Source organism: Streptomyces sp. SX-6 (assembly GCF_059089585.1).
Map to the genome: position 1 here is coordinate 34,582 of NZ_JBTHHU010000006.1, position 23,819 is coordinate 58,400.

Annotated in this window: 21 protein-coding genes and 1 pseudogene; 12 read left to right on the plus strand and 10 right to left on the minus strand. The window is 69.4% G+C overall.

Annotated features, from left to right (window positions below; translation table 11 throughout):
• Nucleotides 1-118 precede the first annotated feature (118 nt).
• Entirely contained in the window at nucleotides 119-919 is an 801-nt protein-coding gene (locus ACV530_RS09240) for a helix-turn-helix transcriptional regulator (protein WP_494331822.1), read from the plus strand.
• 10 nt (nucleotides 920-929) lie between these two features.
• Here the strand turns inward: ACV530_RS09240 and ACV530_RS09245 are convergent.
• Nucleotides 930-1,139: pseudogene (locus tag ACV530_RS09245) on the minus strand (NF041680 family putative transposase); the annotation flags it as partial.
• Nucleotides 1,140-1,163: 24 nt separating this feature from the next.
• A complete protein-coding gene (locus ACV530_RS09250) occupies nucleotides 1,164-1,772 on the minus strand; it encodes a TetR/AcrR family transcriptional regulator (RefSeq protein ID WP_494331823.1) in 609 nt (202 codons plus the stop codon).
• A gap of 107 nt (nucleotides 1,773-1,879) precedes the next feature.
• On the opposite strand from ACV530_RS09250, the gene ACV530_RS09255 reads away from it, so the two are divergent.
• Nucleotides 1,880-3,370, plus strand: coding sequence for a carboxylesterase/lipase family protein (locus ACV530_RS09255; protein ID WP_494331824.1), 1,491 nt, complete (start codon nucleotides 1,880-1,882; stop codon nucleotides 3,368-3,370).
• Nucleotides 3,371-3,381: 11 nt separating this feature from the next.
• Here ACV530_RS09255 and ACV530_RS09260 read toward each other — a convergent pair whose 3' ends face one another.
• Nucleotides 3,382-4,212, minus strand: coding sequence for a hypothetical protein (locus ACV530_RS09260; RefSeq protein ID WP_494331825.1), 831 nt, complete (start codon nucleotides 4,210-4,212; stop codon nucleotides 3,382-3,384).
• A 454-nt stretch (nucleotides 4,213-4,666) separates the two neighbouring features.
• On the opposite strand from ACV530_RS09260, the gene ACV530_RS09265 reads away from it, so the two are divergent.
• The 4 genes from ACV530_RS09265 to ACV530_RS09280 all read left to right on the plus strand — a co-directional run bounded on the left by ACV530_RS09265 (nucleotide 4,667) and on the right by ACV530_RS09280 (nucleotide 8,834).
• Entirely contained in the window at nucleotides 4,667-5,479 is an 813-nt protein-coding gene (locus tag ACV530_RS09265; RefSeq protein WP_494331826.1) for a hypothetical protein, read from the plus strand.
• Between the two features lie 279 nt (nucleotides 5,480-5,758).
• Complete coding sequence (locus ACV530_RS09270; RefSeq protein WP_494331827.1) at nucleotides 5,759-6,982, plus strand: helix-turn-helix domain-containing protein; 1,224 nt, start codon at nucleotides 5,759-5,761, stop codon at nucleotides 6,980-6,982.
• Nucleotides 6,983-7,228: 246 nt separating this feature from the next.
• Entirely contained in the window at nucleotides 7,229-7,543 is a 315-nt protein-coding gene (locus tag ACV530_RS09275; RefSeq protein WP_494331828.1) for a DUF7848 domain-containing protein, read from the plus strand.
• A gap of 625 nt (nucleotides 7,544-8,168) precedes the next feature.
• Nucleotides 8,169-8,834, plus strand: a complete 666-nt coding sequence (locus ACV530_RS09280) for a hypothetical protein (protein WP_494331829.1) — start codon at nucleotides 8,169-8,171, stop codon at nucleotides 8,832-8,834.
• Nucleotides 8,835-8,884: 50 nt separating this feature from the next.
• Here the strand turns inward: ACV530_RS09280 and ACV530_RS09285 are convergent, their stop codons facing one another.
• From ACV530_RS09285 to ACV530_RS09295, 3 genes are read right to left on the minus strand one after another with little or no spacing between them, the layout of a single operon-like run.
• Nucleotides 8,885-9,649: an SDR family oxidoreductase gene (locus tag ACV530_RS09285; protein ID WP_494331830.1), complete on the minus strand. Its 765-nt coding sequence runs from the start codon at nucleotides 9,647-9,649 to the stop codon at nucleotides 8,885-8,887.
• Entirely contained in the window at nucleotides 9,642-11,075 is a 1,434-nt protein-coding gene (locus tag ACV530_RS09290; protein ID WP_494331831.1) for a coproporphyrinogen-III oxidase family protein, read from the minus strand. The genes ACV530_RS09285 and ACV530_RS09290 overlap by 8 nt, the downstream gene beginning before the upstream one ends.
• 47 nt (nucleotides 11,076-11,122) lie before the next feature.
• Nucleotides 11,123-15,100: a type I polyketide synthase gene (locus ACV530_RS09295; RefSeq protein WP_494331832.1), complete on the minus strand. Its 3,978-nt coding sequence runs from the start codon at nucleotides 15,098-15,100 to the stop codon at nucleotides 11,123-11,125.
• A gap of 580 nt (nucleotides 15,101-15,680) precedes the next feature.
• On the opposite strand from ACV530_RS09295, the gene ACV530_RS09300 reads away from it, so the two are divergent.
• Nucleotides 15,681-16,925 (plus strand): pyridoxal phosphate-dependent decarboxylase family protein, encoded by a 1,245-nt coding sequence (locus ACV530_RS09300; RefSeq protein WP_494331833.1) that lies wholly within the window; start codon nucleotides 15,681-15,683, stop codon nucleotides 16,923-16,925.
• Nucleotides 16,922-17,581, plus strand: a complete 660-nt coding sequence (locus ACV530_RS09305) for a hypothetical protein (RefSeq protein ID WP_494331834.1) — start codon at nucleotides 16,922-16,924, stop codon at nucleotides 17,579-17,581. The genes ACV530_RS09300 and ACV530_RS09305 overlap by 4 nt, the downstream gene beginning before the upstream one ends.
• Nucleotides 17,582-17,638: 57 nt before the next feature.
• Here ACV530_RS09305 and ACV530_RS09310 read toward each other — a convergent pair whose 3' ends face one another.
• Both ACV530_RS09310 and ACV530_RS09315 read right to left on the minus strand, forming a co-directional pair.
• The gene (locus ACV530_RS09310; RefSeq protein WP_494331835.1) at nucleotides 17,639-18,325 is read right to left on the minus strand and encodes a double zinc ribbon domain-containing protein; all 687 of its coding nucleotides are present in this window, start codon (nucleotides 18,323-18,325) and stop codon (nucleotides 17,639-17,641) included.
• Between the two features lie 249 nt (nucleotides 18,326-18,574).
• The gene (locus ACV530_RS09315) at nucleotides 18,575-19,234 is read right to left on the minus strand and encodes a double zinc ribbon domain-containing protein (RefSeq protein WP_494331836.1); all 660 of its coding nucleotides are present in this window, start codon (nucleotides 19,232-19,234) and stop codon (nucleotides 18,575-18,577) included.
• A gap of 162 nt (nucleotides 19,235-19,396) precedes the next feature.
• Here ACV530_RS09315 and ACV530_RS09320 point away from each other — a divergent pair, with 162 nt between their 5' ends.
• Together ACV530_RS09320 and ACV530_RS09325 are read left to right on the plus strand one after the other, a co-directional pair.
• A complete protein-coding gene (locus tag ACV530_RS09320; protein WP_494331837.1) occupies nucleotides 19,397-19,570 on the plus strand; it encodes a hypothetical protein in 174 nt (57 codons plus the stop codon).
• Nucleotides 19,571-19,594: 24 nt separating this feature from the next.
• Nucleotides 19,595-20,470, plus strand: coding sequence for a maleylpyruvate isomerase family mycothiol-dependent enzyme (locus ACV530_RS09325; RefSeq protein ID WP_494331838.1), 876 nt, complete (start codon nucleotides 19,595-19,597; stop codon nucleotides 20,468-20,470).
• Here the strand turns inward: ACV530_RS09325 and ACV530_RS09330 are convergent.
• Nucleotides 20,429-21,262 (minus strand): helix-turn-helix transcriptional regulator, encoded by an 834-nt coding sequence (locus ACV530_RS09330; protein WP_494331839.1) that lies wholly within the window; start codon nucleotides 21,260-21,262, stop codon nucleotides 20,429-20,431. The two genes, ACV530_RS09325 and ACV530_RS09330, sit on opposite strands and share 42 nt — an antisense overlap.
• Nucleotides 21,263-21,390: 128 nt before the next feature.
• On the opposite strand from ACV530_RS09330, the gene ACV530_RS09335 reads away from it, so the two are divergent.
• Both ACV530_RS09335 and ACV530_RS09340 read left to right on the plus strand, forming a co-directional pair.
• Entirely contained in the window at nucleotides 21,391-22,371 is a 981-nt protein-coding gene (locus tag ACV530_RS09335; protein WP_494331840.1) for an aldo/keto reductase, read from the plus strand.
• Nucleotides 22,372-22,375: 4 nt separating this feature from the next.
• Entirely contained in the window at nucleotides 22,376-22,921 is a 546-nt protein-coding gene (locus ACV530_RS09340; RefSeq protein WP_494331841.1) for a DUF1707 SHOCT-like domain-containing protein, read from the plus strand.
• Here the strand turns inward: ACV530_RS09340 and ACV530_RS09345 are convergent.
• The gene (locus ACV530_RS09345; protein WP_494331842.1) at nucleotides 22,918-23,781 is read right to left on the minus strand and encodes a helix-turn-helix transcriptional regulator; all 864 of its coding nucleotides are present in this window, start codon (nucleotides 23,779-23,781) and stop codon (nucleotides 22,918-22,920) included. The genes ACV530_RS09340 and ACV530_RS09345 overlap by 4 nt on opposite strands.
• Nucleotides 23,782-23,819: the final 38 nt, after the last annotated feature.

Genomic DNA, 23,819 nt, shown 5'->3' on the forward strand with positions numbered 1-23,819 from the left:
GCGGCGCTGGGACGCAGGCCATCGGTGAGAGCTGCACCCCCACTCGGGCTTCAGTCTGCGATGCCTTTAGCCTGGTATCCAGAGCGTGTTTATTCTGGAACCAGAGGTGCCATTCACCATGCAGCAGCAGTCGGACCAACGCCGTGAGCTGGGCGCTTTCCTCCGCAGCCGCAGAGAGCGGATCACCCCTGACCAGGTCGGACTGCGGCACACGGGCCGACGCCGGACCCCGGGCCTGCGCCGGGAGGAAATCGCGCTGCTCGCCGGGATGAGCGCAACCTGGTACACGTACCTCGAGCAGGGCCGGGACGTCCGCGCCTCGTACCAGGTGTTCGACGCCCTCGCCTCGGCGCTGCAGCTCGACCGGCACGAGCGAGGTCATCTTTTCCGGCTCGCCGGTCACGCGCCTGCGGCCGACGCCGAAGAACCCGAGCCGCTCGCCGTCGAGGTGGCGGCCGTCCCACTCCTGCTCCAGCCGCACCCGGCGTACATCATCGGCGGCAACTACGACGTGCTCAGCTGCAACCAGGCGGCCGACGAGCTGTTTCCGCACCTCACCGCGGCGGCGGACCGGCCGGCGAACTTCGCCCGCTGGGTGTTTCTCGAACCTGCGGCCCGGGACGTTCTGGTCGACTGGGAGCTCGAGGCGCGCGGCCTGCTCGCCCGGCTGCGGACGCTGGCCGGACGCCACCCCGGCGACGTCCGATACACCCGGCAGATCGACGAGCTGAACGCGGGCAGCCCGGAAGTGCGTGCCTGGTGGCCGCAGTACGACGTGCAGGCCCGGCACGGTGGACGGAAACGGCTACGGCGCCCGGGACGCGGGGCGGTCGATTTCGCCTATACCGCGTTCCACCTGGCCGAACAGCCGGAACAGACGCTGGTGATCTATTCCGAGGACCGGGAATCGGCCGATTAGGCTCCGTCAGCTACCCCGTGCGGCATGGTTTGGTGCCGGTTTTGTGATGGGTCGGTCGGCGGTGGAGCTCGCCGGTGACCAGGAGTAGACCCACGTCGTAGCGTTCGGCGGGGCGGCGGTTCTTCGAGCCTATCGGGCGGCCAGGGCCGGGCCTGGAGGGTTTCGGCACTCTGACTGGCGTCGAGATCTTGGCGCGCAGGTGCCGGAACCCGCGGCGGACGGCCACGAACGACGACCAGGTGTCTCACGCCCCGCTCGCGTTGGTGAACAGCCGGTTCAAGTGCTGGTCGACGGCGGCGAGTACGTCCTCGGGGTTGAGCACGTCCAGCTCGAGGAGCGTCGTGAAGCCGGTGAGGGCGAGGAGGAGGTCGGTCTCGATCGCCGGGTCGCGGTCGGCGTCGATGTGTCCGTCGGTGATTGCCTGGCGGACCAGCTGCTCGACGATGACGCGGCCTTGGATCAGCCCGCCGCGGGCCCGCGCGTGGATGTTCTTGTTGTGCAGTGCCTCCAGCACGTAGGCGGCGCTCATCCGGCTGGTCGCGCGGGCATCGGCGTGCAGGGGCAGCATCTCCGTGATCATCACGCGGAGCACGTCGCGGGGGTGCGGCTGGTCGCCGAGTTCCTGGAGGCCTCGGCCGACGCGCAGTGAGGCCTGCTCGGACGCGAAGTCCATGGCGAAGGCGAGCATGGCCTCCCGGGAAGCGAAGTAGTGCTGCAACTGCCCGTGGGAGATGCCCGCCTCCTCCGCGACCCGGCGCATGGTCAGGTGCGTGACGCCGTGCCGCTCCACCACCCGCCACAGTGCTCGGGCGATCGTTTCGCGGCGTTCGCGATGGTCCACCTGCTTCGGCATCGTCGGCTTCCTTGTGACTCTCGTTTCAATACGGTTGACATAATACAGCTGTCCTAATACACCTGTCCTGCAACGAACGCTGCAAGCCTTCGGAGGAAGGAAGCGACATGCCTGAACAGCCAACGGTGCGTACGGCAGAGGGTGTTGTGCAGGGCTGCTGGAGTCAGGGGAACGCGGTGTTCCGCGGCATCCCGTACGCCCAGCCACCAGTGGGAGCACTCCGCTTCGCCGCGCCCGCGCCGATGCAGCCCTGGGAAGGGACACGGCAGGCCGTGGAGTTCGGGCCAGTGGTACCGCAGTCCGGTCCGCTGCCCGCGCCTCCGGTCAAGGGCACGGACTGGCTGACGCTCAACGTCTGCACTCCGGATCCGGGCGCGGCGGGGCTGCCGGTGCTGGTGTGGATCCACGGAGGCGGATATATGTCGGGGGCCTCGAGCGACCCGATCTATGAACCGGCAGCGTTGGCCGCGGCCGGGCTCGTCGTGGTGAGCATCAACTACCGGGTGGGCGTGGAAGGTTTCGCACTCATTGACGGCGCCCCGGCCAACCGTGCATTCCTCGACCAGATCGCGGCGCTGGAGTGGGTGCAGCGGAACATCGCCTCCTTCGGAGGGGACCCCGGCCAGGTCACCGTGGCCGGGCAGTCCTCCGGGGCGTCGTCGGTCGCCGCCCTGTTGACGATGAAGTCGGCGCGTGGGCTGTTCCGACGGGGTATTGCCCACTCGGTGGGCGTCTGGCATTGCACCCCCGCTCTGGCGGAAGAGGTCACTGCCGTACTCGCGGACCGGCTCGGCACAGTGCCCACCGCCGCGGGCCTCTCCGGCATCGACCCTTGGCGTCTGGCCGATGAACTCACCGCTCTCAACGCCGACCTCCCCAAGCACGCAGAGCGCTGGGGACGCCTTGCGCACACCGGTATCGCCGTCTTTCCCGTTGTCGACGGCGACGTCCTCCCCGAGGCGCCCTGGCCTGCGTTGGCCAGTGGCCGCGCAAGTGGAATCGAGCTCCTCGTCGGCCATACCCGCGATGAATTCCGGCTGTTCAGCTTCCTGGCCGGACGGCAGGGCAAAATCACCGATGAGGAAGCCCGCACCGCTCTGGACCTGTTCGCTCCGGCGCCGGACGGTGCGGATGCCTACCGCGCCGCGTACCCGCAGGCCACTGCGGAGAAGCTGTGGGAAACGGTGTACTCCGATGCCACGTTCCGGATGTCTTCGCTGCTGCTGGCCGAGGCGAACGTCGCAGCCGGCGGTACCTCGTACCTGACCGAACTCCAACTGACCTCGCCGGTCTTCGGGGAGGCTCTGGGCGCCTGCCACGGTCTTGACGTCCCCCTGGCATTCGGCACGCTGGACAGTCCCGCCGGCAAGCAATTCCTCGGGGACCGGCCCACCCCCGGTGTCATTGCGGCTTCGCATGAACTCCAGCGGGCATGGGCCGGTTTCGTCACTACCGGCGACCCGGGTTGGCCCGCCTACGACTCCGGCCGGCAGCTCACGCACGTCCTGGACGCCGAATCGAAGACCGTGCCCTATCCCGAACAGGCCTCCCGCCGGATCTGGGAAGGGCATGCCCCGGTGCTGTTCGACCTCGTGTAGGCGCGCAGGCCTCAATGGCGTGGCCGGTCGCGGACGACGGCTCGTAGTTCGTCGACGCGGGCGCGGAATTCGGCGGTGACGGTCGGGTCCGGGTTTGTGGTGGCGCTGCTGTGGCAGGCGCGGCAGAGGCCACCGGGGAGAGCTTCGGGGCGGCCTGGGATTCCGCAGTTGGTGCATTCCATGATGCGGGCGGGTGCTGCTTCGACCGCTTCCGGCGGCATTTTGTCGTTGAGGCGTCGGCGGATGAAAGCGCCGGGGCAGTGAATGGGTTCCGCAGGCAGGCCCGTGGTGAGAATACGGGCGAACTCCTGCGGGGTGACGCCGCGTTGGAACCACTCGGCGGCGAGTGGTTCGAGGGCTTGGCACTCCGCCGCGGAGAGTGTGATGCGGGGGTTGGTGCGGCCGAGCGCGGCGAGAGCGGTGTACCCGGAAGAGCGGCTGGGCTTGTCCACGGGGGTGATGGGCGCGGGCTCTTTCGGGGCATCGCCTGCAAGGAAGGTTGACCACCAGGTGTCGTCTCGTGCGGTGCGGCTGAAGACGGTGCGGGTCACCCACTGCGTACCGAGGACCTCGCGGACGCGGCGGAGGTGCCCGGCGTCGGAGAGGTTGTTCAGGGCGGTGCGGATGGCCTGTTGGCCGTAGGCGGGGATCGTCTTGGCCAGGGTCTTTACGTCCATGGCTGCCCCGTCGGGGATCCGGTCGATGTGCGCCGCGATGGCCGCCTCGCGGACGGGCAGGTGCGCGAAGTCGCGCGCGGTACGGGGCGCCTGCTCGGGCGCGGTGCGCTTGCCGTAGCCGGGTGCGGCCATGGGGACGGTGGCGATAAGCTGGGCGACAGCCATGTGATCGTTCCGATCTGCGATCTTGCGTGGTCAGGCCCTCGTCGAGTGTTGGCGCACCGGCGGGGGCCGCTTGTTTGCTCCGCACGCTATACGGATGCGGCGGGCCGCGACGCCCCGATCGCGAAATGTCATCCGTACGAGTGCGCAAGGGAGTTGGGTGGGTGGGCGGGAAAGACTCCAACCAACCATTCCTTGGATAAAGGACTCGAATCCCGAGCCCCGAAACCCGAAGCTCAAGCCCCGGAGCGGTTCGCCGTTCAAATACCCAGGTAATGGAGGTCCGTTGAGTCGGGCCGAGCTTCGGGCGTCGGACGTCGGTGGCCGTAGTCGTGATGGCATTGTGTGTCGGTCATGTACATGCGACCGCTACTGTGGCGGTGGGTCCCTCGGGCCCGCAGTCACTGGGGGGATTGTGTTCTGGTGCCGGGGCACGAATGTGCAGCGTTCACGTGGCATGGCGTGGCCTGCGATGCTGGCGGCTTTGCTTGTGCTTGCGCCGGTGGAGGCCGTGGCTGTGCCTCGCGATGAAACGCCGGGCGGTCCCCGGTTGGTGCTCGACAACAAGTCGCTTGAAGTGGGGGACAAGGTCGGCGTGGCCATTGAGGGGATGGCCAGGCCGTGGGACGACGTGGTGGTCACTTCGCCTGCTCTGATCAAGGCCCTGCACCTGCACCCGGAGCACAAGGGAGCCTCGCGCTCTGTGACTCCTTATGAGCCCGAGCTGCTGGTCAGGACGCGCGGCGATATCGCTCCAGGGAACTACCCGGTCACCGCGACGCTGAACGGGCAGACCGTGGCGACCACGCAGCTGAAGGTCGTACCGCAGGGACCGGCTGATATTCGGCGGTTCCACCTTGAGCCCAAGGGCAAGAAGGCCCGTCCGGGCGAGACAGTGCTGGTCGTCCTCTCGGACGATCACGCGGCACCGGACGAGGAGACGGTGACCATCAACTCCCGTGCGTTCGGCGGCTCCCACCACATCAAAATTGACAGTCCCGACGACCCGTTCTGCAAGTGCGACGACGGCGCCACGGTCTATTCCGCACGGATCGCCGTCCCGAAGGGCACGGTTTCGGGGACGTACGACGCCACGGCCATCAGCCATCACGGCCGGAAGACGACGGTCGCGAGCCTTGTGGTGGCCGGTGACGAGAAAGCCCCCGACTCCTGGGCGACCTGGGTCTTCGTCGGCGGCGCCGGGACTGCTGTTGTGACGGCAGGTACATGGCTCGCCGCGCTGAATCGACGCCGTCGCGCAGTCGCCTGATTCCGAGCGTTCCGGTCCGGGGCGTCCCTTCAATGTTGCGTCCTGGCCGCTCGGTCAGATTTCGTCGCGCTGTGCGGTGGGGCTCCGAAGCTGGCCAACCCCAGCCGGGGGTCAGTAGCGCAATCCCCCGCGTACGGTCAGGGGGTTTTGATCATCACTTCCCGCTCTCCGGTTCGCCCTCTTGGGTCCGCGTCAACTTGCAGGTGAACAAGGCTCGTTCGCGCTGACCGCGCGGCGTACGCTGGCCAGAAGGCTTGACTTCCTTCAAGGAGCACAGCTATGACCAACCTGGCCGAGATGACGACCGGGGAGCGCGTACGGTTCTACCGGGAACGACGGGGGATGACACGACCTGTGCTCGCCGGCCTTGTCGGGCGCGGCCCCGACTGGCTGAAGAAGGTTGAGTCCGGCGAGCGGCAGGTACGAGACCACGCCCTCCTCGTCAGGCTCGCAACCGCGCTGAAGATCAGCGACCTGACAGCTCTTACCGGTGACCCCGTGCCCTCCCCGGTCGGACCGTCCGCGCGGCTGGTGCTGCCCGGCGTCGCCGAGCTCCGCGATGCCCTGCGAGGGCCGCTGTTCGCTGTCCCGGACGAGCCGCCGAGCGTGGACGTGCTCCGGGGGCGTGTCGCCGAGGCATGGCGGCTGTGGCACTCGTCCCGGTTCCAGCGGTCGGAGGTCTCTGCCCTTCTCCCCAGCCTCATCCGGGATGCGTCCGAGCTCCCTCGCCATCTGGACGGGCCGGAGCGTCGGAAGGCGTACGCCGTCCTTGCCGACGTTTACCACCTTGCCCAGCAGGCCGCCGCGTTCGCCGTCGAGCCGGAGCTGTATTGGCTGATTGCCGACCGTGGCAGGAACGCCGCACAGGAAGCCGACAGCTCGCTGTGCCTTGCCGGGGCGTCCTGGACGTGGGCGAACGGGCTCCGCGAGTCCGGCTATGCCGACGAGGCAATCCGTGTCGTCACGGAGGCCGTCGAGGCCATCAAGCCACATCTTGAGACGGGCTCCGATGATCTCCGCGGTGTCTACGGGGCCCTTCACCTTCACGCGGCCATCACACATGCCCGGGAGGGCGCTGAGGGCGACGCGTGGCGGCACTGGGACGAGGCATCCCGCACGGCGGACCGGTTGCCCGCCGGGTACGCGCACTCGTGGACGGTGTTCGGTCGGGGAAACGTGGACATCCACGCCGTCAGCGTCGCCACGGACCTCCATGCGCCGGGCACTGCCGTGAGCCGGGCCGAATCGGTGGACCTGGACACGGTCCCGAGCGCCGAGCGCCGTTCGCGGGTGCTGATTGAGCTTGGGCGGGCGCAGAAACAGCGGAGGGACCATGCCGGGGCGCTGCACTGGATGAGGCGGGCGGTGGAGGCGTCGCCGGAGACGGTGAGGTTCACGCCGGTTGCCCGGGGACTGGTCCATGACTTGTCGAAGGAAGCCCGGGGCCCGCTGAAGTCGGACGCGATGGCCCTCGCTGAGGAAGTACAGGTACTGGCGAGCTGAGGGGGACAGTATGGGCCCCTCACGAACCTCCGTTCCGCTTACTGTCCTCCGCTACCTACGCGAGGGGACAGTGATGATGATGACGGCAAGGCGCGAGACCGGGCATCCATACGACTACGTGACTTACGCCCCTTCGGGGGCAACCTGCACCCTGTGCGGTAAACCGGTCTTGTCGGATGAGCCTGCGTACCGAACGGACACGGAGCGGGGGTCAGCGGCCCCTGTGGTCATGTACCGGCACACGAAGTGCGCACGCGCATGCGCGGGCAAGTGATGGGGCCCAACACGATCATCAGGCCCGAGACGCTGAACTTATCGCCTGACCGTGAGCCCGACGCGCAGCCGGTGAAGTACGCCATGAGCTGTGACGTGTGCGCCTACGTGCAGGAGCACGGGCCTGTGCGTGGCGAGGTGGTCAGCAACGAGGCGCAGAGTCCTTGGTTCGAGGACCACACCGAAGCCCAAGCGTGGGTCATCGCGCACGGCAAGAAGCACCCGAGTCACCACACGTACAGCGAGGTCATCGTGCGCCCGTGGCGGCTCGTCTGCCAGCCCGGTTGATCTAACTGGTGCTACGGCCCCGGTCGGCGTTCTCCCTCGAGCGTTGGCCGGGGCTCTCTCAAGAACAGGTGCTCAACTTGGCTTTTAACCTCCGGCCTTTGAGCCCTTGGTCGGGTCAAGCTCGCTGGCTTCGACATCGGCAGCAGTAGCGTCAGTACGGGGCGGCCCTGGAATGCTCAGCCGAGGGCTGGCACGGTGATCGCCCATGAATGGTCAAGTCGCTCTGGCCACCCAAGCCTTGGAGCTGATCAAGGGCCGATTTCCGCATGCTCTGGGTGCCGTCCTCGGCGGCTCGGCCGCCCAGGGACGGACGTGCTACTCCAACATTGCCGCCTGGTCTCGGAGGCTTTCGGGTATCGGTGTCACCTGCGTGTAATCGTGATCACACGGCGTGTTCGTCATGGGTATGCGGCCGTTACTGTGACAGTGGGTCAGCCGGACCCGTATTCATTGGGGATGGGTTGTGTTCTGGCGCCGGAGCGCTGTTGTACTCACGGCTCTACTGGTGCTTGCGCCGGTGGAGGCGGTGGCTGTGCCCCGCGACGGAACTCCGAGCGGCCCCCGGTTGGTACTCGATGACAATTCCGTTGAAGTAGGAGCCGGCGTTGGTCCCGTCATCGAGGGGATGACCAAGCCGTGGGATGACGTGGTGGTCACGTCGCCCGCTCTGGTCAAGGCCCTGCACCTGCACCCCGAAAGCAGGGGAGACTCGCGCTCCGCAGAACCTATTGGGCCCGAAATGTGGGTCAGGGTGCGCAGCGACATCGCGCCGGGGGAATACCCGGTCACCGCGACGCTGAACGGGCGGACCGTGGCGACCGCGCGGCTGAAGGCCGTACCGCAGGGGCCGGCCGAGATTCGATGGTTCCGCGTCGATCCCAAGGGCAAGAAGGCCCGCCCCGGTGAGACGGTGTTGGTCGTTCTGTCGGACGACCACGTAGCACCGGATGAGCACGCGATAACCATCAACTCCCGTGCGTTCGGCGGCTCGCGCCGCGTCAAGGAAGCGGGGCCCGACAGTCCCGAGAATCCGGGCTGCAAGTGCGATGACGGCGCCACGGTCTACGCCACACGGATCGCCGTCCCGAAGGGCACGGCTTCGGGAACGTACGACGTCACGGCCGTCAGCCACCACGGCCGAAAGACAACAATTGCGAGCCTTGCGGTGGACGGTGATGAGAAAGCCCCTGACCCCTGGGTGCCCTGGGTTTTCGTCGGCGGTTCCGGGGCGGCTGTCGTGGCGGTAGGCACATGGCTCGCCATGATGCGCCGGCGCCGTCGTGCCGTCTGAGCACGGGGGTGGCGGTACGGACCGTTTCCGTACCGCCACCCCCAACCGCGTCAGATGACCAGCCCTCCCGAGATCTCGATGACCTGCCCCGTGATGTAGCGCGCCCGGTCCGAGGCGAGGAAGCAGACGAGTGCCGCGACATCGTCGGCCGAGCCGAACTCACCACCAGGGATGAGGGACTTGAGGTGCTGCGTCTGGGCGTCGGGGATCGCGTCCGTCATGTCCGTCCGGATGAAGCCGGGGGCGACGGCGTTGACCGTGACGCCGCGGCCGCCGACCTCCTTCGCCAGGGCCTTGGTGAAGCCGATGATCCCGGACTTCGAGGCCGAGTAGGCCGTCTGGCCAGGGGCGCCGTGGAGGCCGGAGGCGGAGGTGATGTTGATGATGGTGCCCTTGCCTCCCTTCACCAGCGGCATCACCAGGGGACGGGTGACGTTGAACATGCTGTCGAGGTTGGTGCCGATCACCTCGTCCCACTGCTCGCGGCGCATCCGCGCGAAGGTGACGTCCTGGGTGACGCCCGCGTTGTTGACGAGGATGTCCAGGCCCCCGCCCAGGGAATCCAGGGCCGCGGCGGCGAACTTCTCCGCGCCGGTGCCGTCGGAGACCTGGGCGGACAGGGCCGTGCACCGCTGGTCGGGGTAGGCGGCGCGGAGTTCGTCGCAGAGCGCGTCCGCGCGGTCGGCGCTTCGGTGGTAGCTGAAGGCCACGTCGGCGCCCTGTGCCAGTGCGAGCCGGACCACTGCGGCGCCGATGCCGCGTGCGCCCCCGGTGATGACGAACTTCCGGCCGTGGAGGGGGAGTTCGTCAGTCATCGTCCAGTCCTCCTCCGCCGATCTGTACGAGCTCGGTGCGCTTGCTGGCGACCTCGCGCGAGCGCAGCGCGCGGTAGCGTTCCTCGGCCAGCAGGGTGGAGATCATCGGCGTGTAGAACGGGCCGTCGCCGACGAGGGTGATCCGGTCGGGGGCGATCTCCGCCAGGCCGCGCTCGGCCAGGGCGTCCCAGATGGTGGCGAACTCCTCGTAGACGTCCACGCCCATCGCCGCCTTGAGGCCGTCGCGGTGGATCTCCATGCTCAGCAGGCCGCGGAAGAGGGTGGTCAGGACCCAGTCCTCGGGATCGTGGCGGAAGGCCCGCTCGATGGGGAACCTGCCCTCGTCGATCGCGGCCTTGTAGTTCCGCAGGTTGCGGTGGTTGATGTACGACCAGGAGCGCCCCGGCCCCAGGTCGGCCGCGCCGAAGAAGGAGATCGCGGCGTATCCGAGGCCGACGGCGTCCGAGATGTCGCCCGTCTGGGGGCGGTATCCCTCGCGGAAGTCACGGCTGGTGGGGTCTCCGGGCTTGCGGAAGCTGTAGGCGCCGTGCTGCTCGTAGCCCTGGTCGAGCAGGAAGGCCCGTCCCTCGTGGTACATCTCCAAGTTGCTGAGGGTGCTGGGCAGTTCGTGGAAGCGGTTGAGCGCGAAGTCGGTCGGGCCGCCGACGTTCAGCTCGTAGTGGGTGATGTCGTGGACGCCCCAGGAGACCACCGTCTGCAGGTCTTCCAGCATGGTCTCGACGGTCTGCTGCGGCCAGCCGAAGATCAGGTCCACGTTGGCGCCCAGGCCGAACTCCCGCGCCCACTCGAGGCTCTGGATGACGTGCCTGGTGGTCTGCTTGCGGCCGCTGAAGCTGTTGAGGCGTTCGTTGATCTGCTGGACGCCCATGCTGATCCGGTTCATCCCGGAGTCGCGGATCGCCTGCATCTTGTCGCGGGTGAACAGCTGGGGGATGCCCTCGAGGGTCAGGTCGGCCGTCTCGTCGATCTCCGGGTAGAGGCGGCGGACCAGGTCCATCAACTTGTGGTAGTGCTGCGGCCGGTACAGGTTCGAGGTGCCTCCGCCGAAGTACGCCGAGCCGAGGACGGATCCCGCCACCCGCTCCTGGTAGAGGTCGGCCTCCCGCTCGACGTAGCCGAAGTAGTCCTCGAGCGCTTCGTTCCCCTGGAACTCCTCCACGGGGAAGAGGCAGTAGCCGCACTTCCCGGGATTCGTCTTGATGCAGTACGGCACGCCGACGTATAAGAAGGTCCTCAGGTACGGAGCGTCCTTCTGCAGGCGGCGGCGGTCCTCGGTGAGCTCGTCGACGGGCACGGTCGTCTCGTTCCAGAAACGCGGCGAGGGGAAGCCGTGCTGGATCTTGTTGACCTGCCGTTGTTCGAGGTGGCTGTCGATGTAGTCCTTGACGAATGCGGAATCGAGCATGGCCTGCTCCAATTTCCCTACGCTGATGGCTGCTCGGGCGGCTGCGCTCAGGCGGTCGTGCCGGCGGATTCCCGGTCGTCGGCACGGGAAAGATCGAGTACCCGGTCGAGCAGGAAGTCGGCCAGGCCTTCGACGGTCTGGTAGTCGATCGTCTCCATCGCCTTGAAGCGGAATTCGAGCTTTTCCTGGATGCGGCGCTGGAGTTCGGTGACCTTGAGCGAGTCGAGGCCGATCTCCAGGAGCGCGAGGGACGGGTCGAGGTGTTCCGCCTCGAATTCCAGTTCCGCGGATGCCTTGCCCAGCGTTGCCTCGACCTCCTCGGCGAGCCACCGGATGACCGCCTGCCGGCGCTGCTGGCGGTCCAGCGGCGCGAGCTGGTCGAGCAGTTCCTGCCGGGACTTGCCGCCGTGCTGGCCGAGTTCCTCCACGTCGGCCGGGCCGCCGGACAGCATCCCGGAGTGCCGGAACTCGACGCCCTCGTACGCGGCCACGACACGGCCCTTGTCGTCCGTGACCCGCAGATCGACGACGAACGCGGTACGGGCGTCGTGCGGCCGGCGCTGTACATGGGCCCAGATCTGGTCCGGCAGGGGACCGTCCAGCACCATCCGCCGGATCGCGACCGGGACGTAGCCGCCCGGCAGCAGATCGGGGCCGGGGGAGAGGAACAGGGCCGCGGCGATCTGGAGACAGCCGTCGAGCATGGTGGCGGTCCGGTGCTCGTGCTTCTCGGCCGGAGCGCCGTCGGGTACGGCGGTGATCCGGGCGAGGGCCTCCTCGCGGCCGGCGTCGGCCAGCCACAGCTCCCGGACGGTGGAGAAGTGGAACCCGTGCTCCAGCCCGCCGTCCCGCAGCAGTCCGTACAGCTTCGCGGGCGCGATGGCGTTGGGCATCTCCGCGCGCAGTGCCTCAGGGGCCGGGCCGGACCGGTCGGTGTCCCCGGCGTGTGCGATCGTGCCGTGGCAGTGGTCGGCCCACGGGGCACCGTTGGAGCCGGCACTGATCGTGAACTGCCGTCCGCCGCCGTTCGTCCCCTGCCCGGTGTCGGTGAGGGCGAGCCGGGCTGTGGTGGTCCCGCCGCGCTCGATGACGAGCGGGCGGGTGAAGCCGACGCCGGTCAGTGCCACCGGGCCGGAGCCGTTGCCGGAGCCGCTGCCGCTGCCGTGGCCGTTGCCGTTGCTGTTGCCGTTGGCCTCGGCGTGGGCGCGGACCACCAGGTCCAGATATCCCGTTGCGGGGAAGACCGTCGCCCCGTGCAGCCGGTGGTCGGACCAGGGCGCGGCGGTGGTGAGCCGGTGCTCGCGCACCGACGGCTCGGGCCGTGGAGCCGGGGCCGCGGTGGCAGGGGCGGGGGCGGGAGCCGCCTCCGTACGGTCGGGCTGCTCGTCCCACCAGTAGCGGTCCTTGCGGAACGGGTACTGCGGCGCGGCCGATGTACGCCGGTAGCGCGGTCCCTGGTACAGCTTCGGCAGGTCGATGCCGGCCCCGCAGGTGAAGAGGGCGCCGGCGGTCGTGAGCATGTTGCGTACGTCGCGGCGGTCCGTGGCCAGGGTGGGGATCACGGTGATGTGCGAGTCGCCGAAGCCCTCCCGGATGTGCCGTGTCAGGGCGGCCTGCGGGCCGATCTCGACGATCACGGTGCAGCCCGACTCGACGATGGTCCGCATCGCGTCGTGGAAGCGGACCGCCTGCCGCGCCTGGTCGGCCCAGTAGTCCGGGCCCTCGTCGCCCGTGAGGGGGCGGCCGGTGACGCCGGAGACCACGGGGACGGTCGGGGTACCGGACCGGAACGCGGCCGCGTGCTCGCGCAGTGCGGGCAGGGCCGGGTCCATCAGGGGCGAGTGGAAGGCGTGCGAGGTCCGCAGCCACGCGGTCTCGATCCTCGCCTTCTCGGCCAGGGCCGCGATCTCGTCCACCGCTTCGGCGGCGCCGGAGACGACGACGTTCTGCGGTCCGTTCACCGCGGCGATGCAGACCCGGTCGTCCTGGCCGGCGAGCCACGTCCGTACGGTCTCCTCGTCGGAGCGGACGGCCAGCATCCGTCCCGCGCTCGGCAGTTCGCCCATGGCGCGGCCGCGCAGCACGCTGAACCGGGCCGCGTCCTCGAACGTCAGCAGACCGCCCACGCAGGCGGCGACGAGTTCGCCGATGCTGTGCCCGGTGGTGGCCGTCGGCTCGACGCCCCAGGAGCGCAGGAGTTCGGCGAGGGCGTACTCGACCGCGAACAGCGCCGGCTGGGCGAGGCGGGTGTTCTGGAGTTCCTCCGGTGCGTCGGTGCGGAAGAGCGCCTGCCGCAGGGGGACGTCCAGGTGGGCGTCCATGACCGCGGCGCAGCGGTCGATCGCCGCCGCGAACACGGGCTCTTGCTCGTCGAGTTCGCGGGCCATCCCGGGGTACTGCGTGCCTTGCCCGGAGAAGACGAAGGCCGTCTTGGCGGCCCCGGTGCCACGGGCGCGTCCGGTGCGGACCGCGGCGGAGGCGCGTCCGGTCTCCCACTGGCGGAGGTTGTTGGCGAGTTCGGTGCCGTTCCGGCCGGTCACCGCCAGCCGGTGGCGCAGCGGGGCCCGGCCGTCGGCGGCGGTGAACACCGCGGCGGGCAGTTCGGGCGTACGGGTCCGGGACAGGAAGTCAGCCCAGCGGACGGCGAGTTCCCGCAGGGACTCCGGGGCCTTGGCGGACAGGACCAGGAGTTCCTCGGAGCGCTTGCCCTCAGTGCGAGCGGCCGGTTTCGGGAGCGGTGCCTCGCGCAGGATCGCGTGGGCGTTGGTGCCGCTGTAGCCGAAGGAGTTGACGGCGGCCAGCCGCGGGGCGTCCCCCCGGGGCCAGTCCACCGGCTCGGTGGGGATCTCGACGGACGCACCGGCCAGGTCGATCTTCGGGTTGAGCCGGTCCAGGTGGAGGCTGGGGTAGATGGTCTCCCGGTCCAGGGAGAGGGCCGCCCTCACCACGCCCAGCAGTCCGGCGCCCGCCTCGATGTGGCCGACGTTGCTCTTCCCGGAACTGACGTACAGCGGCTTCCCGTTGGTGCGGGCGGCGCCGTATGTTTTCAGGATGGCGTCCATCTCGATCGGATCGCCGACCGGTGTGCCGGTGCCGTGCGCCTCGATGTACCCGACCTGGGCGGGGTCGATGCCCGCAGCCGTCAGCGCGGTGCGGATCACCCGCTGCTGGCTGCGGCCGTCGGGGGAGGTGAGAGTCCTGGTCCGGCCGGTGTGGTTGACCGCCGTGCTCAGGATGCTCCCCAGGATCGGGTCACCGTGCTCCTCGGCCAGCGACTGGCGCTTGAGCAGCGCGGCCACGCAGCCCTCGCTGCGTACGTAGCCGTCCGCGCCCGCGTCGAAGGAGCGGCACTGTCCGCCGCGCGAGAAGAGGCCCATCTTGGAGAAGGAGATGTGCGTATGGGGGGCCAGGATCGCGTTGGCCCCGGCCACGATGGCGGCGTCGCACTCGCCGGTGAGGATGGACTGCCTGGCCAGGTGGAGCGCGACCAGCGATCCGGAGCAGGCCGTGTCCAGGGAGAGGCACGGCCCCTCCAGGCCGAGGAAGTGCGCGATGCGGCCGGCGCTGATGCTGTCGGTGTCCAGCGCCTCGTACGCGGTGATGGTGTCGTAGTCGGCGCGTACTTTGAGGACGCTGTAGTCGTACGACATCAGCGAGAGGAACACACCGGTGTTGCTCCCCACCAGCTCCTCGGGGTTCTGCCCGGCGTTCTCCAGGGCATGCCACACGGTCTGGAGCAGCATGCGCTGCTGCGGGTCCATGCGGGAGGCTTCCTTGTCGGAGATGCCGAAGAACGCCGCGTCGAACCGGTCGAGATCGTCGATGAAGCCGCCGTGCCGGACGTAGGTCTTGCCGGGGACGAGGGGGTCGGCGTCGTAGAACGCGTCCACGTCCCACCGGTCCGGCGGGATCTCACGGACGCAGTCGCGGCCCTCTTCGAAGGCGGCGCGGGCCTCTTCCAGATTGTGCACGCTGCCGGGGAGCGTGCAGCCGACCCCGACGACGGCGATGGGTTCTGTATGCAAAGAGTCCTCCTCGGGTGACGAAATGAGGGAGCAGTCGCGGAATGCGGTGATCTCGCGGAGGACTGCCGAGGAGGAGGCGGGCGTGGCGGACGAATCAATTCCAATAAAGGTGAACGGGGCGTCCGCGCATGTGAATTCACGGTTAACGGAATGACATTGGACTGGTGATTCACCGAGGCATCACCTTCATGACCGGCGTGGCCTGCAAGATCGTCGAAGCGCTGTTCAGCCGGATCCCGAGTAGAGCAGAGTGACAGGGGCACGTGCAAGTGCTCCTGCGTTCGATGGGAACGTGTTCGAATCTGCCAAGATGGCGTGATTTCGTGGGTTGTGGCGCGTGCCCGGCCCGTGAATAGTGTGTGGCTGCGGTCGGGGCGCCGCTCTGTCATTCCCGGAATGTGTGCTGGAGACGGGGTGTGGGGGAATCGTGAAGGATCAGTTGGGCCTGCTTTCGGAAGTGACTCGCTACGCGCATTCGTTTCTCGGCCGCGAGCGTCCGATATGCGCACACGAACCCGGCCGACTAGGGGAGTTATTGGGCGGCGAATTGCCGGAGTCGGGGAATCCCGCGGAAGCGACCGTGGAACAGCTGATGCGCGCCGGGGAGGCGGGCGCGCTGGCCTCCGGCGCGGCGCGGAGCTTCGGCTACGCCGTCGGCGGCGCCCTCCCGGTCGGCATCGCCGCCGACTGGCTCACCAGCCTGTGGGACCAGTGCGCCGTCTTCCACGACCTCAGCCCGCTGGCGGCCGTGGCGGAAGAGGTGTGCGAACGCTGGCTCACCGACCTGCTCACCCTGCCCGCCACCACCGTGATGGGGCTGACCTCGGGCTCCACGACCGCGAACCTCATCTGCCTGGCCGCGGCCCGCGAACACCAACTGGACCGTGCGGGCTGGGCCGTCAACGAGCAGGGCATGCAAGGCGCGCCGTCGCTGACCGTCCTGCTCGGCAAGGAGACCCACATCTCCGTCCTGCGCTGCCTCCGCCTCCTGGGCCTGAGCGGCGAGGTCCGCTATGTCGAGGCCGACGGCGAAGGCCGCATGGACGTCCATCATCTGCGGGAGCTGTCCGCCCGGGCCTCCGGCGGCCTGATCGTGTGCGGCCAGGTCGGCTCCATCAACTCCGGCTCCGTCGACCCGCTGCGGCAGATCGCCGACGTGACCCACGAGCACGGCGGATGGCTCCACCTGGACGGGGCCTTCGGACTCTGGGCGGCCGCCTCCCCCCGGCTGCGCGGACTGCTGGACGGTGTGGAGCGCGCCGACTCGTGGTCCTGCGACGGCCACAAGTGGCTCAACACTCCCTACGACTGCGGCCTCGCGTTCTGCGCACAGCCCGCGCCGTTCCGCCAGGCCGTGAGCATCCACGCCGACTACATCCACACCAGCGCCCGCACCGGACGCGACCCGGTCGACTACCGCATGGAAATGTCCCAGCGGGCACGCGCGTTGACCCTCTGGTCCGTCCTCCACCACCTCGGCCGCGAAGGCATCGCCGAGCTCGTCGACCGCACCTGCGACGTGGCGCGCCACCTCGCCCGGCGCCTGGCCCGCGAACCGGGCGTCGAACTCCTCGTCCCCGTCCGGCTCAACCAGATCCTGCTGCGGATCGGGGACGACGACCACGCCCAGCGGGTGATCGCCCGGCTCAACGCCGAGGGAACGTGCTGGGTGACCCCCACCCAATGGAAGGGCCAGAACGCCGTGCGCCTCTCGGTGTGCAGCTGGCGCGCGGACCGGGACGCCGTCGAACCGGTCGTATCCGCCTTCCTCACCGCCCACCGGGACGAGCAGCGGCGCGGCGACCAGCAACGGGAGGCACAGTGACGTACGGCGTGGAAGTGTCCGAGGACTTCGAGGAGATCGCCGGCATATTAGCCGCCGCGTTCACCGAAGACCCGGTGATCGGCTGGGCGGTCCCGTTCGAACTCCCGGAACGGGAGCGGTGGATCGCCGGTTTCATGACCGCCTGGGTCCGCTTCATGGTCCGGCACGAAGGGGTCGCGCTCATCTCGCCGTCCCGCGACGCCGTCATCGTCTGGGAGCCCTCCGTGCGCGCCCCCATCACCGACGAGGACAACGAGGCCTTCCGCGCGGACATGGCCGCCTCGACCGGGCCCGCCGCGAAGAGCTGCCTCGCGCTCATCGACATCCTCGACGCGCACTACCCGTCCGACCTCCCGCCCCACGTCCACGGAGCCCTGGCCGCCGCCCGCCCCGGAGCCCCGAGCCGCGGAGCCTTCCTGCTCCTCGCCGCCGACCTGCTGAGGGAGCTGTACCACGGCAAACTGGGCCTCTACGTCGAGGCGTCGTCGGACTCGAGCTCCGCGCTGTGGCAGCGGCTGGGCCCGGCACCGATCGGCCTGACCGTCCCGCTGCCCGACAGCGACGCCGTCGTCACCCCTCTGTTCATGTCCCCGGACGACGTCGCCCGCCACCCCGCACTGCCCGTCGTCCTGTCCCTCGCCACCAAGACGGCCTGACCGCACACGGCCCGGCACACGCATGACGGTGCCGGGCCACTGCGAGCCGTACGCCTCCTACTGCCGCTGCCCGCAGCCCGGGCAGAACGACGCACCCGCCGGCAGCTGCGCCCGGCAGGAGGTGCACGTCGTCTGCTGGTCGAGCTGATGGCCGCAGCTCGCGCAGAACTTGCCGCCGTGGGTCTCGCTGTGGCACTGCGGGCAGGCCGCGTTCCGCGACGATGAAGGCGACGGGGACGGAGCGGAAGGCGACGGGGACGGAGCCGGGGAAGGCTGCCGGTCGTACGAGCGCTCAGCCGACGGCATGTCACCGAAGCCCCGCTGCTGGTACGACCCCTGCGCCGACGATCCACCGCCGGACGCGCACTTGTTGCACGCCCCCTGGCCGGAATTGAAGCACCGGCCGCACGCATACGTGCCGCAGCGCTCGCAGAGGTTGTAGTGGTTCTGGGCCGCAGTGATGGCCCGCTGCAGAGCCGCATCGTGCGCATTGGTCCAGCCGGTGCCCGCCAACCCCTCGGCAACGGTGGATATTTCATTCCTCATGCGCCCAAGTCGCCCGGATGCGCGGCGAACGCCCATGTTGACCCAGTTTGCGATCTGGGCGCCCCGGAAGGCCTCGAAGGGGGACCGCCAGTTGTCACGGCATTGCGAGCAGGAGAACTCGAACTGAAAACCTGCTGCGTTGCCGCGCTGCTCTGACATGTCTCGGTAGTTGCTGGCGAAGTAGTTCTCCGTGCTCACCGCATGCTCCCGTGGATTCCGTACTGGACAGCGGAAGTGTGGCACAGCCACGGAAGTTGCGGGGACAGCAACCTGCGCCAACGTTGCTGAGCGGTCTCGGGGAAGTGGGGCACGCCCCCCGCGCCGCCCGGCACGTACTCTCGCCGCACCGGCCGATGACCTGAGTAGCCCACTACGAAGGCCATCGGCCGGCGCGCCGAGAGCACGCACCGGACGACGCGGGAACGCACCCCACTTCCCCGAGACCGCTCAGCGCCGCTGCCCGCACCCCGGGCAGAACGTCGCGCCCTCCGGCAGCGGAGCCTGACAGCCGGAGCACGGCGTCTGCTGCGCCAACTGGACGCCGCAGCCCGGGCAGAACCGGCCGCCGTGCGTCTCGGCACGGCACTGCGGACACACCAACTGGCGGGCCGTCTGCGCGTCGTACTCCTGACCCTGCCGCTGGCCGTCGTCGTACGCACGCTGCGACACCATGTCGTTGAGACCGCGCTGCTGAGCCGCCATCATTTCGCCCGCGGTGTCGGGGGCGCAGTGGAGGCACAGGCCCTTCTCGGGGTTCCAGCAGCGGACGCAGACGTACGAGGCGCAGCGCCCGCAGCGGTTGAAGTGGCCCTCGGCGGCGGTGATGGCCCGCTTGAAGGAGGCGTCGCGGGCGTTGCCCCACCCGGAGCCGGCCAGGCCGTCGGCGGCGCTGGATATGTCGTTCCCGAGGCTGCCGAGGACGCCCGACGCGGCGCTGATGCCCTTGTTCAGCCAGCTGGACAGCCGTCCGCCGTGATAGGGCTCGAAGGCGGAGCGCCAGGTGTCCTGGCAGCGTGAGCAGTGGAACTCGAATTGGAAACCGGCCGCCGTGCCGTGCTGTTCGCACATGTCCCGGTAGTTGTTGGCGAAGTAGATCTCCGTGCTCACCGCATGCTCCCCCGTGTTCAGCCTGTCGAGCGGAAGTGTCCCACAAGGAGGAGCTCGCACAAGGAGGAGCTCGCATCGCCCGGATGGGCCAGTCGGCGCGCAGGCTCGCGGCCCAGCGGCGAGGCTGGTGGGAGACGACCCGCACACCGGAGAGGACGCCCCATGCCCGGCAAATCGGACGACGACAAGCAGAGGAAGCTGTCCGGCGACGCCCGGTTCTTCCTGAGCGGGATGACCAGGGCCGACCGCGAGAAGGCCCTGCGGGAGAAGACTCCTGAGCAACTCGACCGGGCGGGGAAGGAAGTGAGGAGCGCCCTCTCCGAAGAAGAGCGGTGAACCGGTGCCCGCTACCCTGCGGGCATGACGCTTGACGGTTCCCTCTCCTTCGAACGCTGCTGTGCCGAAGTCACCGCCGAGACCGATCGGTTCAGGGACGTCCTCAAGGGCGCCGACCTCGCCGCGGCCGTGCCGAGCTGCCCCGGCTGGACCCTGGCCGACCTCGCCGTCCACGTCGGTGACTACCACCGCCGTACCGAGCGCGCCCTGCGGATGAAGCCCCTCGGACTGGACCCCTCGGTGCCCCCGCCCGGACTGGGCGGTCCCGTGGACCACCATGACGCGGCGGCGCTCGACGCCTGGCTCGCGGCGGGGGAGCGGGCCGTCGTCACCGCCCTGCTCGAGTTCGGGCCGGATGCCGAGACCTCTGGCCGCCTGGGGCCGGCAGGGCCGGCGTGGTACTGGGCCCGGCGGATGACGCACGAGTTCGTGATCCACCGCCTCGACGCGACGCTCGCGGCCGGCACCGACTTCCGGGTCGACCCTGAGGTCGCCGCCGACGGCATCGAGGAGTGGATCCAGATGTGCTGTCTGGCCCAGGCCAAGGGACTCCACCCCGAACGCTCCCGCCTTCTCAGCCCCGGCCGTACCATCCACTTCCACGCGACGGACACCGCACCGGAGTTGACGGCCGAGTGGCTGATCGACCTCACCGGCAGCACGCTCACCTACCGCCGCACCCACGAGAAGGCCGCCGTGGCGCTGCGTGCCCCGCTCACCGACATCCTCGGCATCTTCTACCGCCGCTTTCCCCTCACCGGTGACCGCGTGGAGGTGTTCGGCGACCGCGGTCTCCTCGAGGAGTGGCTGGAGCTGGTGTCCTTCGAGGACCTCGACCTCGAGGCGGGACTGGCGGCGTCACGCGACCCGGACCGCCAGGCGGTGCAGCGCGGCCTGTGACGGGGAGCCGCCGTCGGCGGCGTGGGCGATCAGGGCCTGGTCCGGGTCGTCGGGGAGGCGGAGCGTCTCGAAGCCGAGGTCCAGCCTGCCGACCACGGGGTGCAGGTAGACGCGTCGTCCGTGGGTCTGCTCCTTGACCCGGTGTTCGGCCCAGGCCTCCCGGAACTCCGGGCTGTGGGCGTCGAGTTCGTCGATGAGGGCCGCCGTGTGCGGGTCGTGCGGATGGCGTCCGGCGTCGAGGCGGAGGTAGGCGGCGATGTTGCTCGCCTTGCTGGGCCAGTCCGCGTAGAGCGAGCGGATGCGCGCGTCGAGGAACACCAGGCGGGCCAGGTTGCGCTGTTGTGGCGGCAGGGCGCCGAAGTCGGTGATGAGGGCGGCGGCGAGCCGGTTCCAGGCCAGGACGTCGGTGTTGCGGCCGACGATGTACGCGGGTACGCCCGCCGCCGCGTCCAGCAGCCGGCGCAACCCCGGCCGTACGTGCTGCGGTTGCGGGGCCGGGTCCCTGCGCTCGGGCCGCGCCAGCCGGTACAGGTGCTTCCGCTCGACCGGGTTCAAGCGCAGTGCGTCGGCCACCGCGTCCAGTACGGACTCGGAGAAGTGCAGGGTGCGGCCCTGTTCCAGGCGTACGTAGTGGTCCACGCTCACCCCGGCCAGCTGGGCCAGTTCCTCGCGGCGCAGTCCGGGGACGCGCCTGACGCCGCCGTAGTCCGGTATCCCGAGCTCAGCCGGTTGCAGCCGGGCCCGTCGGGAGCGGAGGAACTCGCCCAGTTCTGCGCGTCTGTCCAGTGCCATGGGGTCAGTATTCACGGGCTGTGCGCGCCAGCCTGGTCATGTCGTGCCCAGGTACGGGCTGCGGGGGACCGATCAGAGTGGTGGGCACCTCACCGAACTCTTCAGGACTCTTCAGGGAGCAGCCCGACATGACCACCACTCTTCCTCTTGGCGGCACCGGCATGGACATCACGCGTCTTGGCTTCGGCGCTCTGGCGATAGCGGGTTCCGGCTGGCGCTTCGGCAGAGGCGCTGCCGACGATGCCGAGTCGATCGCGGCGATCCGGCATGCGGTGGCCTCCGGGGTCAACTGGATCGATACTGCCGCTGTTTACGGGCTCGGCCACTCCGAGGAACTGGTCGGCAAGGCGATCGCCGGTCTGCCGGAGGCGGACCGGCCGTACGTCTTCACCAAGGCGGGCATGGTCGGGGATCCCAAGGACCCGCACGCCGCGCCGCGCAAGGTCATGAGGCCCGCGAGCGTGCGCCGCGAGGTGGAGGACTCACTGCGACGGCTGAACACCGATCACATCGACCTGTACCAGGTGCACTGGCCGGACCCGGCCACGCCGTTGGAGGAGTACTGGCAGGTCATGGCCGACCTGAAGGCCGAGGGCAAGGTGCGGGCGATCGGTCTGTCCAACCACTCGGCCGAGCAGTTGGAGGCAGCCGAGCGGGTTGCCCATGTGGACGCGGTTCAGCCGCCGTTCTCGGCTGTCAACCGGTCCGCCGCGGAGGAGATCGCGTGGGCGCATGCGCACGGTACGGGGGTGATCGTGTATTCGCCGTTGCAGTCGGGGCTGTTGACCGGTGCGTTCTCGGCGGAGCGCGTGGCGAGTCTGCCCGCCGACGACTGGCGTTCCGCCCACCATGACTTCACCACCGGGCTTGCCGCCAACCTTCAACTCGTCGAAGCGCTCAGGCCCGTTGCCGCCCGGCACGGTGTGAGTGTCGCGGAGGTGGCGATCGCCTGGGCGCTGGCGTGGCCCGGTGTCACCGGTGCGATCGTCGGGGCCCGCAGGGCCGGGCAGATCGACGGCTGGATCGGCGCCGACTCCGTGGCGCTGACCCGGCGGGACCTGGACGAGATCGCCGCCGCGAGCACCAACTCCGGTGTGCTACTAAAGTGAAACGGTGACTTCTCTGCCGGAAGACCCTTCGACACTGATCGGTGACGACGACCGCGACACGGCTGTGCAGCGCTTGCAGGAGGCGTTCGCCGCAGGACGCATCTCGCACGAGGAGATGGACGTACGTCTTCAACAGACGCTCACCGCCAAGACACACGGCGAGCTCATACAGGCCCTGGCCTCGCTCCCGGAGCGGAAGGACGCGGGCACCACGTCCACGATCGGCGCCGCCACCGGATGGATCCGACGGCGTGGCGCGTGGCAGGTGCCCCGGACCCTCAAGGTCGCGTCCGAGTTCGGAAAGGTGGACCTGGACCTGTCCCAGGCGGTCATCGAGCATCCGGTGGTCGACATCGAGCTGTCGCTCGGCACCGGCAGGGCCAGGATCACGGTGCCTCGCGACGCGATCGTCGATTTCGAGGGTCTGCACACCGCATGGAAGGACATGCGCTACAGGCCCCCGCGGGACTCCCGCCCCGGCGGGCCGACAATCCGGATCTCCGGGGTCATGGGGTACGGACGGCTGACGGTCCGCCACGCGTGGCGTTAGCCCACCGGCAGACTGTCCTGCGCCCAGCTCGCCAGCAGCCGGAGTGCCGTCTGCGACGGGGAGTTGTCCTCGACGGTGTGGGCGATCAGGGCCTGGTCGGGGTCGTCGGGGAGACGGAGGGTCTCGAAGCCGAGGTCGAGCTCGCCGACGACCGGGTGGAGATAGACGTAGCGCCCGTGGGTCTTGTCCTTGATCCGGTGTTCGGCCCAGGCCTCCCGGAACTCCGGGCTGTGGGCGTCGAGTTCGTCGAGCAGCGCCGCCGTGTGCGGGTCGTCCGGGTGGCGTCCGGCGTCGAGGCGGAGGTAGGCGGCGACGTCGCTCGCCTTGCCGCGCCAGTCGGCGTAGAGGTTGCGCACGCCCTCGTCGAGGAACACCAGGCGGGCCAGGTTCCGCTGCTCCGGCGGTAGAGCGCCGAAGTCGGTGATGAGGGCGGCGGCGAGCCGGTTCCAGGCCAGGACGTCGGTGTTGCGGCCGACGATGTACGCGGGTACGTCGGCGGCCAGGTCCAGCAGCCGGCGCAGTCCGGGGCGTACGGTCTGCGGCCGGGGCACGGCGTCCGTGCCCTCCGGCTCCGGCCACGGGCGGGCCAGCCGGTACAGGTGCTCCCGCTCCACCGCGTTCAGCCGCAGCGCGCGGGCGACCGCGTCCAGTACCGCCCCGGAGAAGTGCAGGGTGCGGCCCTGTTCCAGGCGTACGTAGTGGTCCACGCTCACCCCGGCCAGCCGGGCCAGTTCCTCGCGGCGCAGTCCGGGGACGCGCCTGGCGCCGCCGTAGTCCGGCAGCCCCAGCTCCTCGGGCCGGAGCCGGGCCCGTCGGGAGCGGAGGAACTCACCCAGTTCTGCGCGTCTGTCCAGTGCCATGGGGTCAGTATCGCGGGCGGGGGGCAGGGCCAGGGTGG

Coding starts and splice junctions, on each gene's coding strand:
- ACV530_RS09265 (WP_494331826.1), top strand. CDS start 4,667: ATGGCGTGGCCTGCGATGCTGGCGGCTTTGCTTGTGCTTGCGCCGGTG.
- ACV530_RS09345 (WP_494331842.1), bottom strand. CDS start 23,781: ATGGCACTGGACAGACGCGCAGAACTGGGTGAGTTCCTCCGCTCCCGA.
- ACV530_RS09330 (WP_494331839.1), bottom strand. CDS start 21,262: ATGGCACTGGACAGACGCGCAGAACTGGGCGAGTTCCTCCGCTCCCGA.
- ACV530_RS09240 (WP_494331822.1), top strand. CDS start 119: ATGCAGCAGCAGTCGGACCAACGCCGTGAGCTGGGCGCTTTCCTCCGC.
- ACV530_RS09290 (WP_494331831.1), bottom strand. CDS start 11,075: ATGCTCGATTCCGCATTCGTCAAGGACTACATCGACAGCCACCTCGAA.
- ACV530_RS09270 (WP_494331827.1), top strand. CDS start 5,759: ATGACCAACCTGGCCGAGATGACGACCGGGGAGCGCGTACGGTTCTAC.
- ACV530_RS09250 (WP_494331823.1), bottom strand. CDS start 1,772: ATGCCGAAGCAGGTGGACCATCGCGAACGCCGCGAAACGATCGCCCGA.
- ACV530_RS09255 (WP_494331824.1), top strand. CDS start 1,880: ATGCCTGAACAGCCAACGGTGCGTACGGCAGAGGGTGTTGTGCAGGGC.
- ACV530_RS09320 (WP_494331837.1), top strand. CDS start 19,397: ATGCCCGGCAAATCGGACGACGACAAGCAGAGGAAGCTGTCCGGCGAC.
- ACV530_RS09335 (WP_494331840.1), top strand. CDS start 21,391: ATGACCACCACTCTTCCTCTTGGCGGCACCGGCATGGACATCACGCGT.
- ACV530_RS09260 (WP_494331825.1), bottom strand. CDS start 4,212: ATGGCTGTCGCCCAGCTTATCGCCACCGTCCCCATGGCCGCACCCGGC.
- ACV530_RS09280 (WP_494331829.1), top strand. CDS start 8,169: ATGACCAAGCCGTGGGATGACGTGGTGGTCACGTCGCCCGCTCTGGTC.
- ACV530_RS09325 (WP_494331838.1), top strand. CDS start 19,595: ATGACGCTTGACGGTTCCCTCTCCTTCGAACGCTGCTGTGCCGAAGTC.
- ACV530_RS09285 (WP_494331830.1), bottom strand. CDS start 9,649: ATGACTGACGAACTCCCCCTCCACGGCCGGAAGTTCGTCATCACCGGG.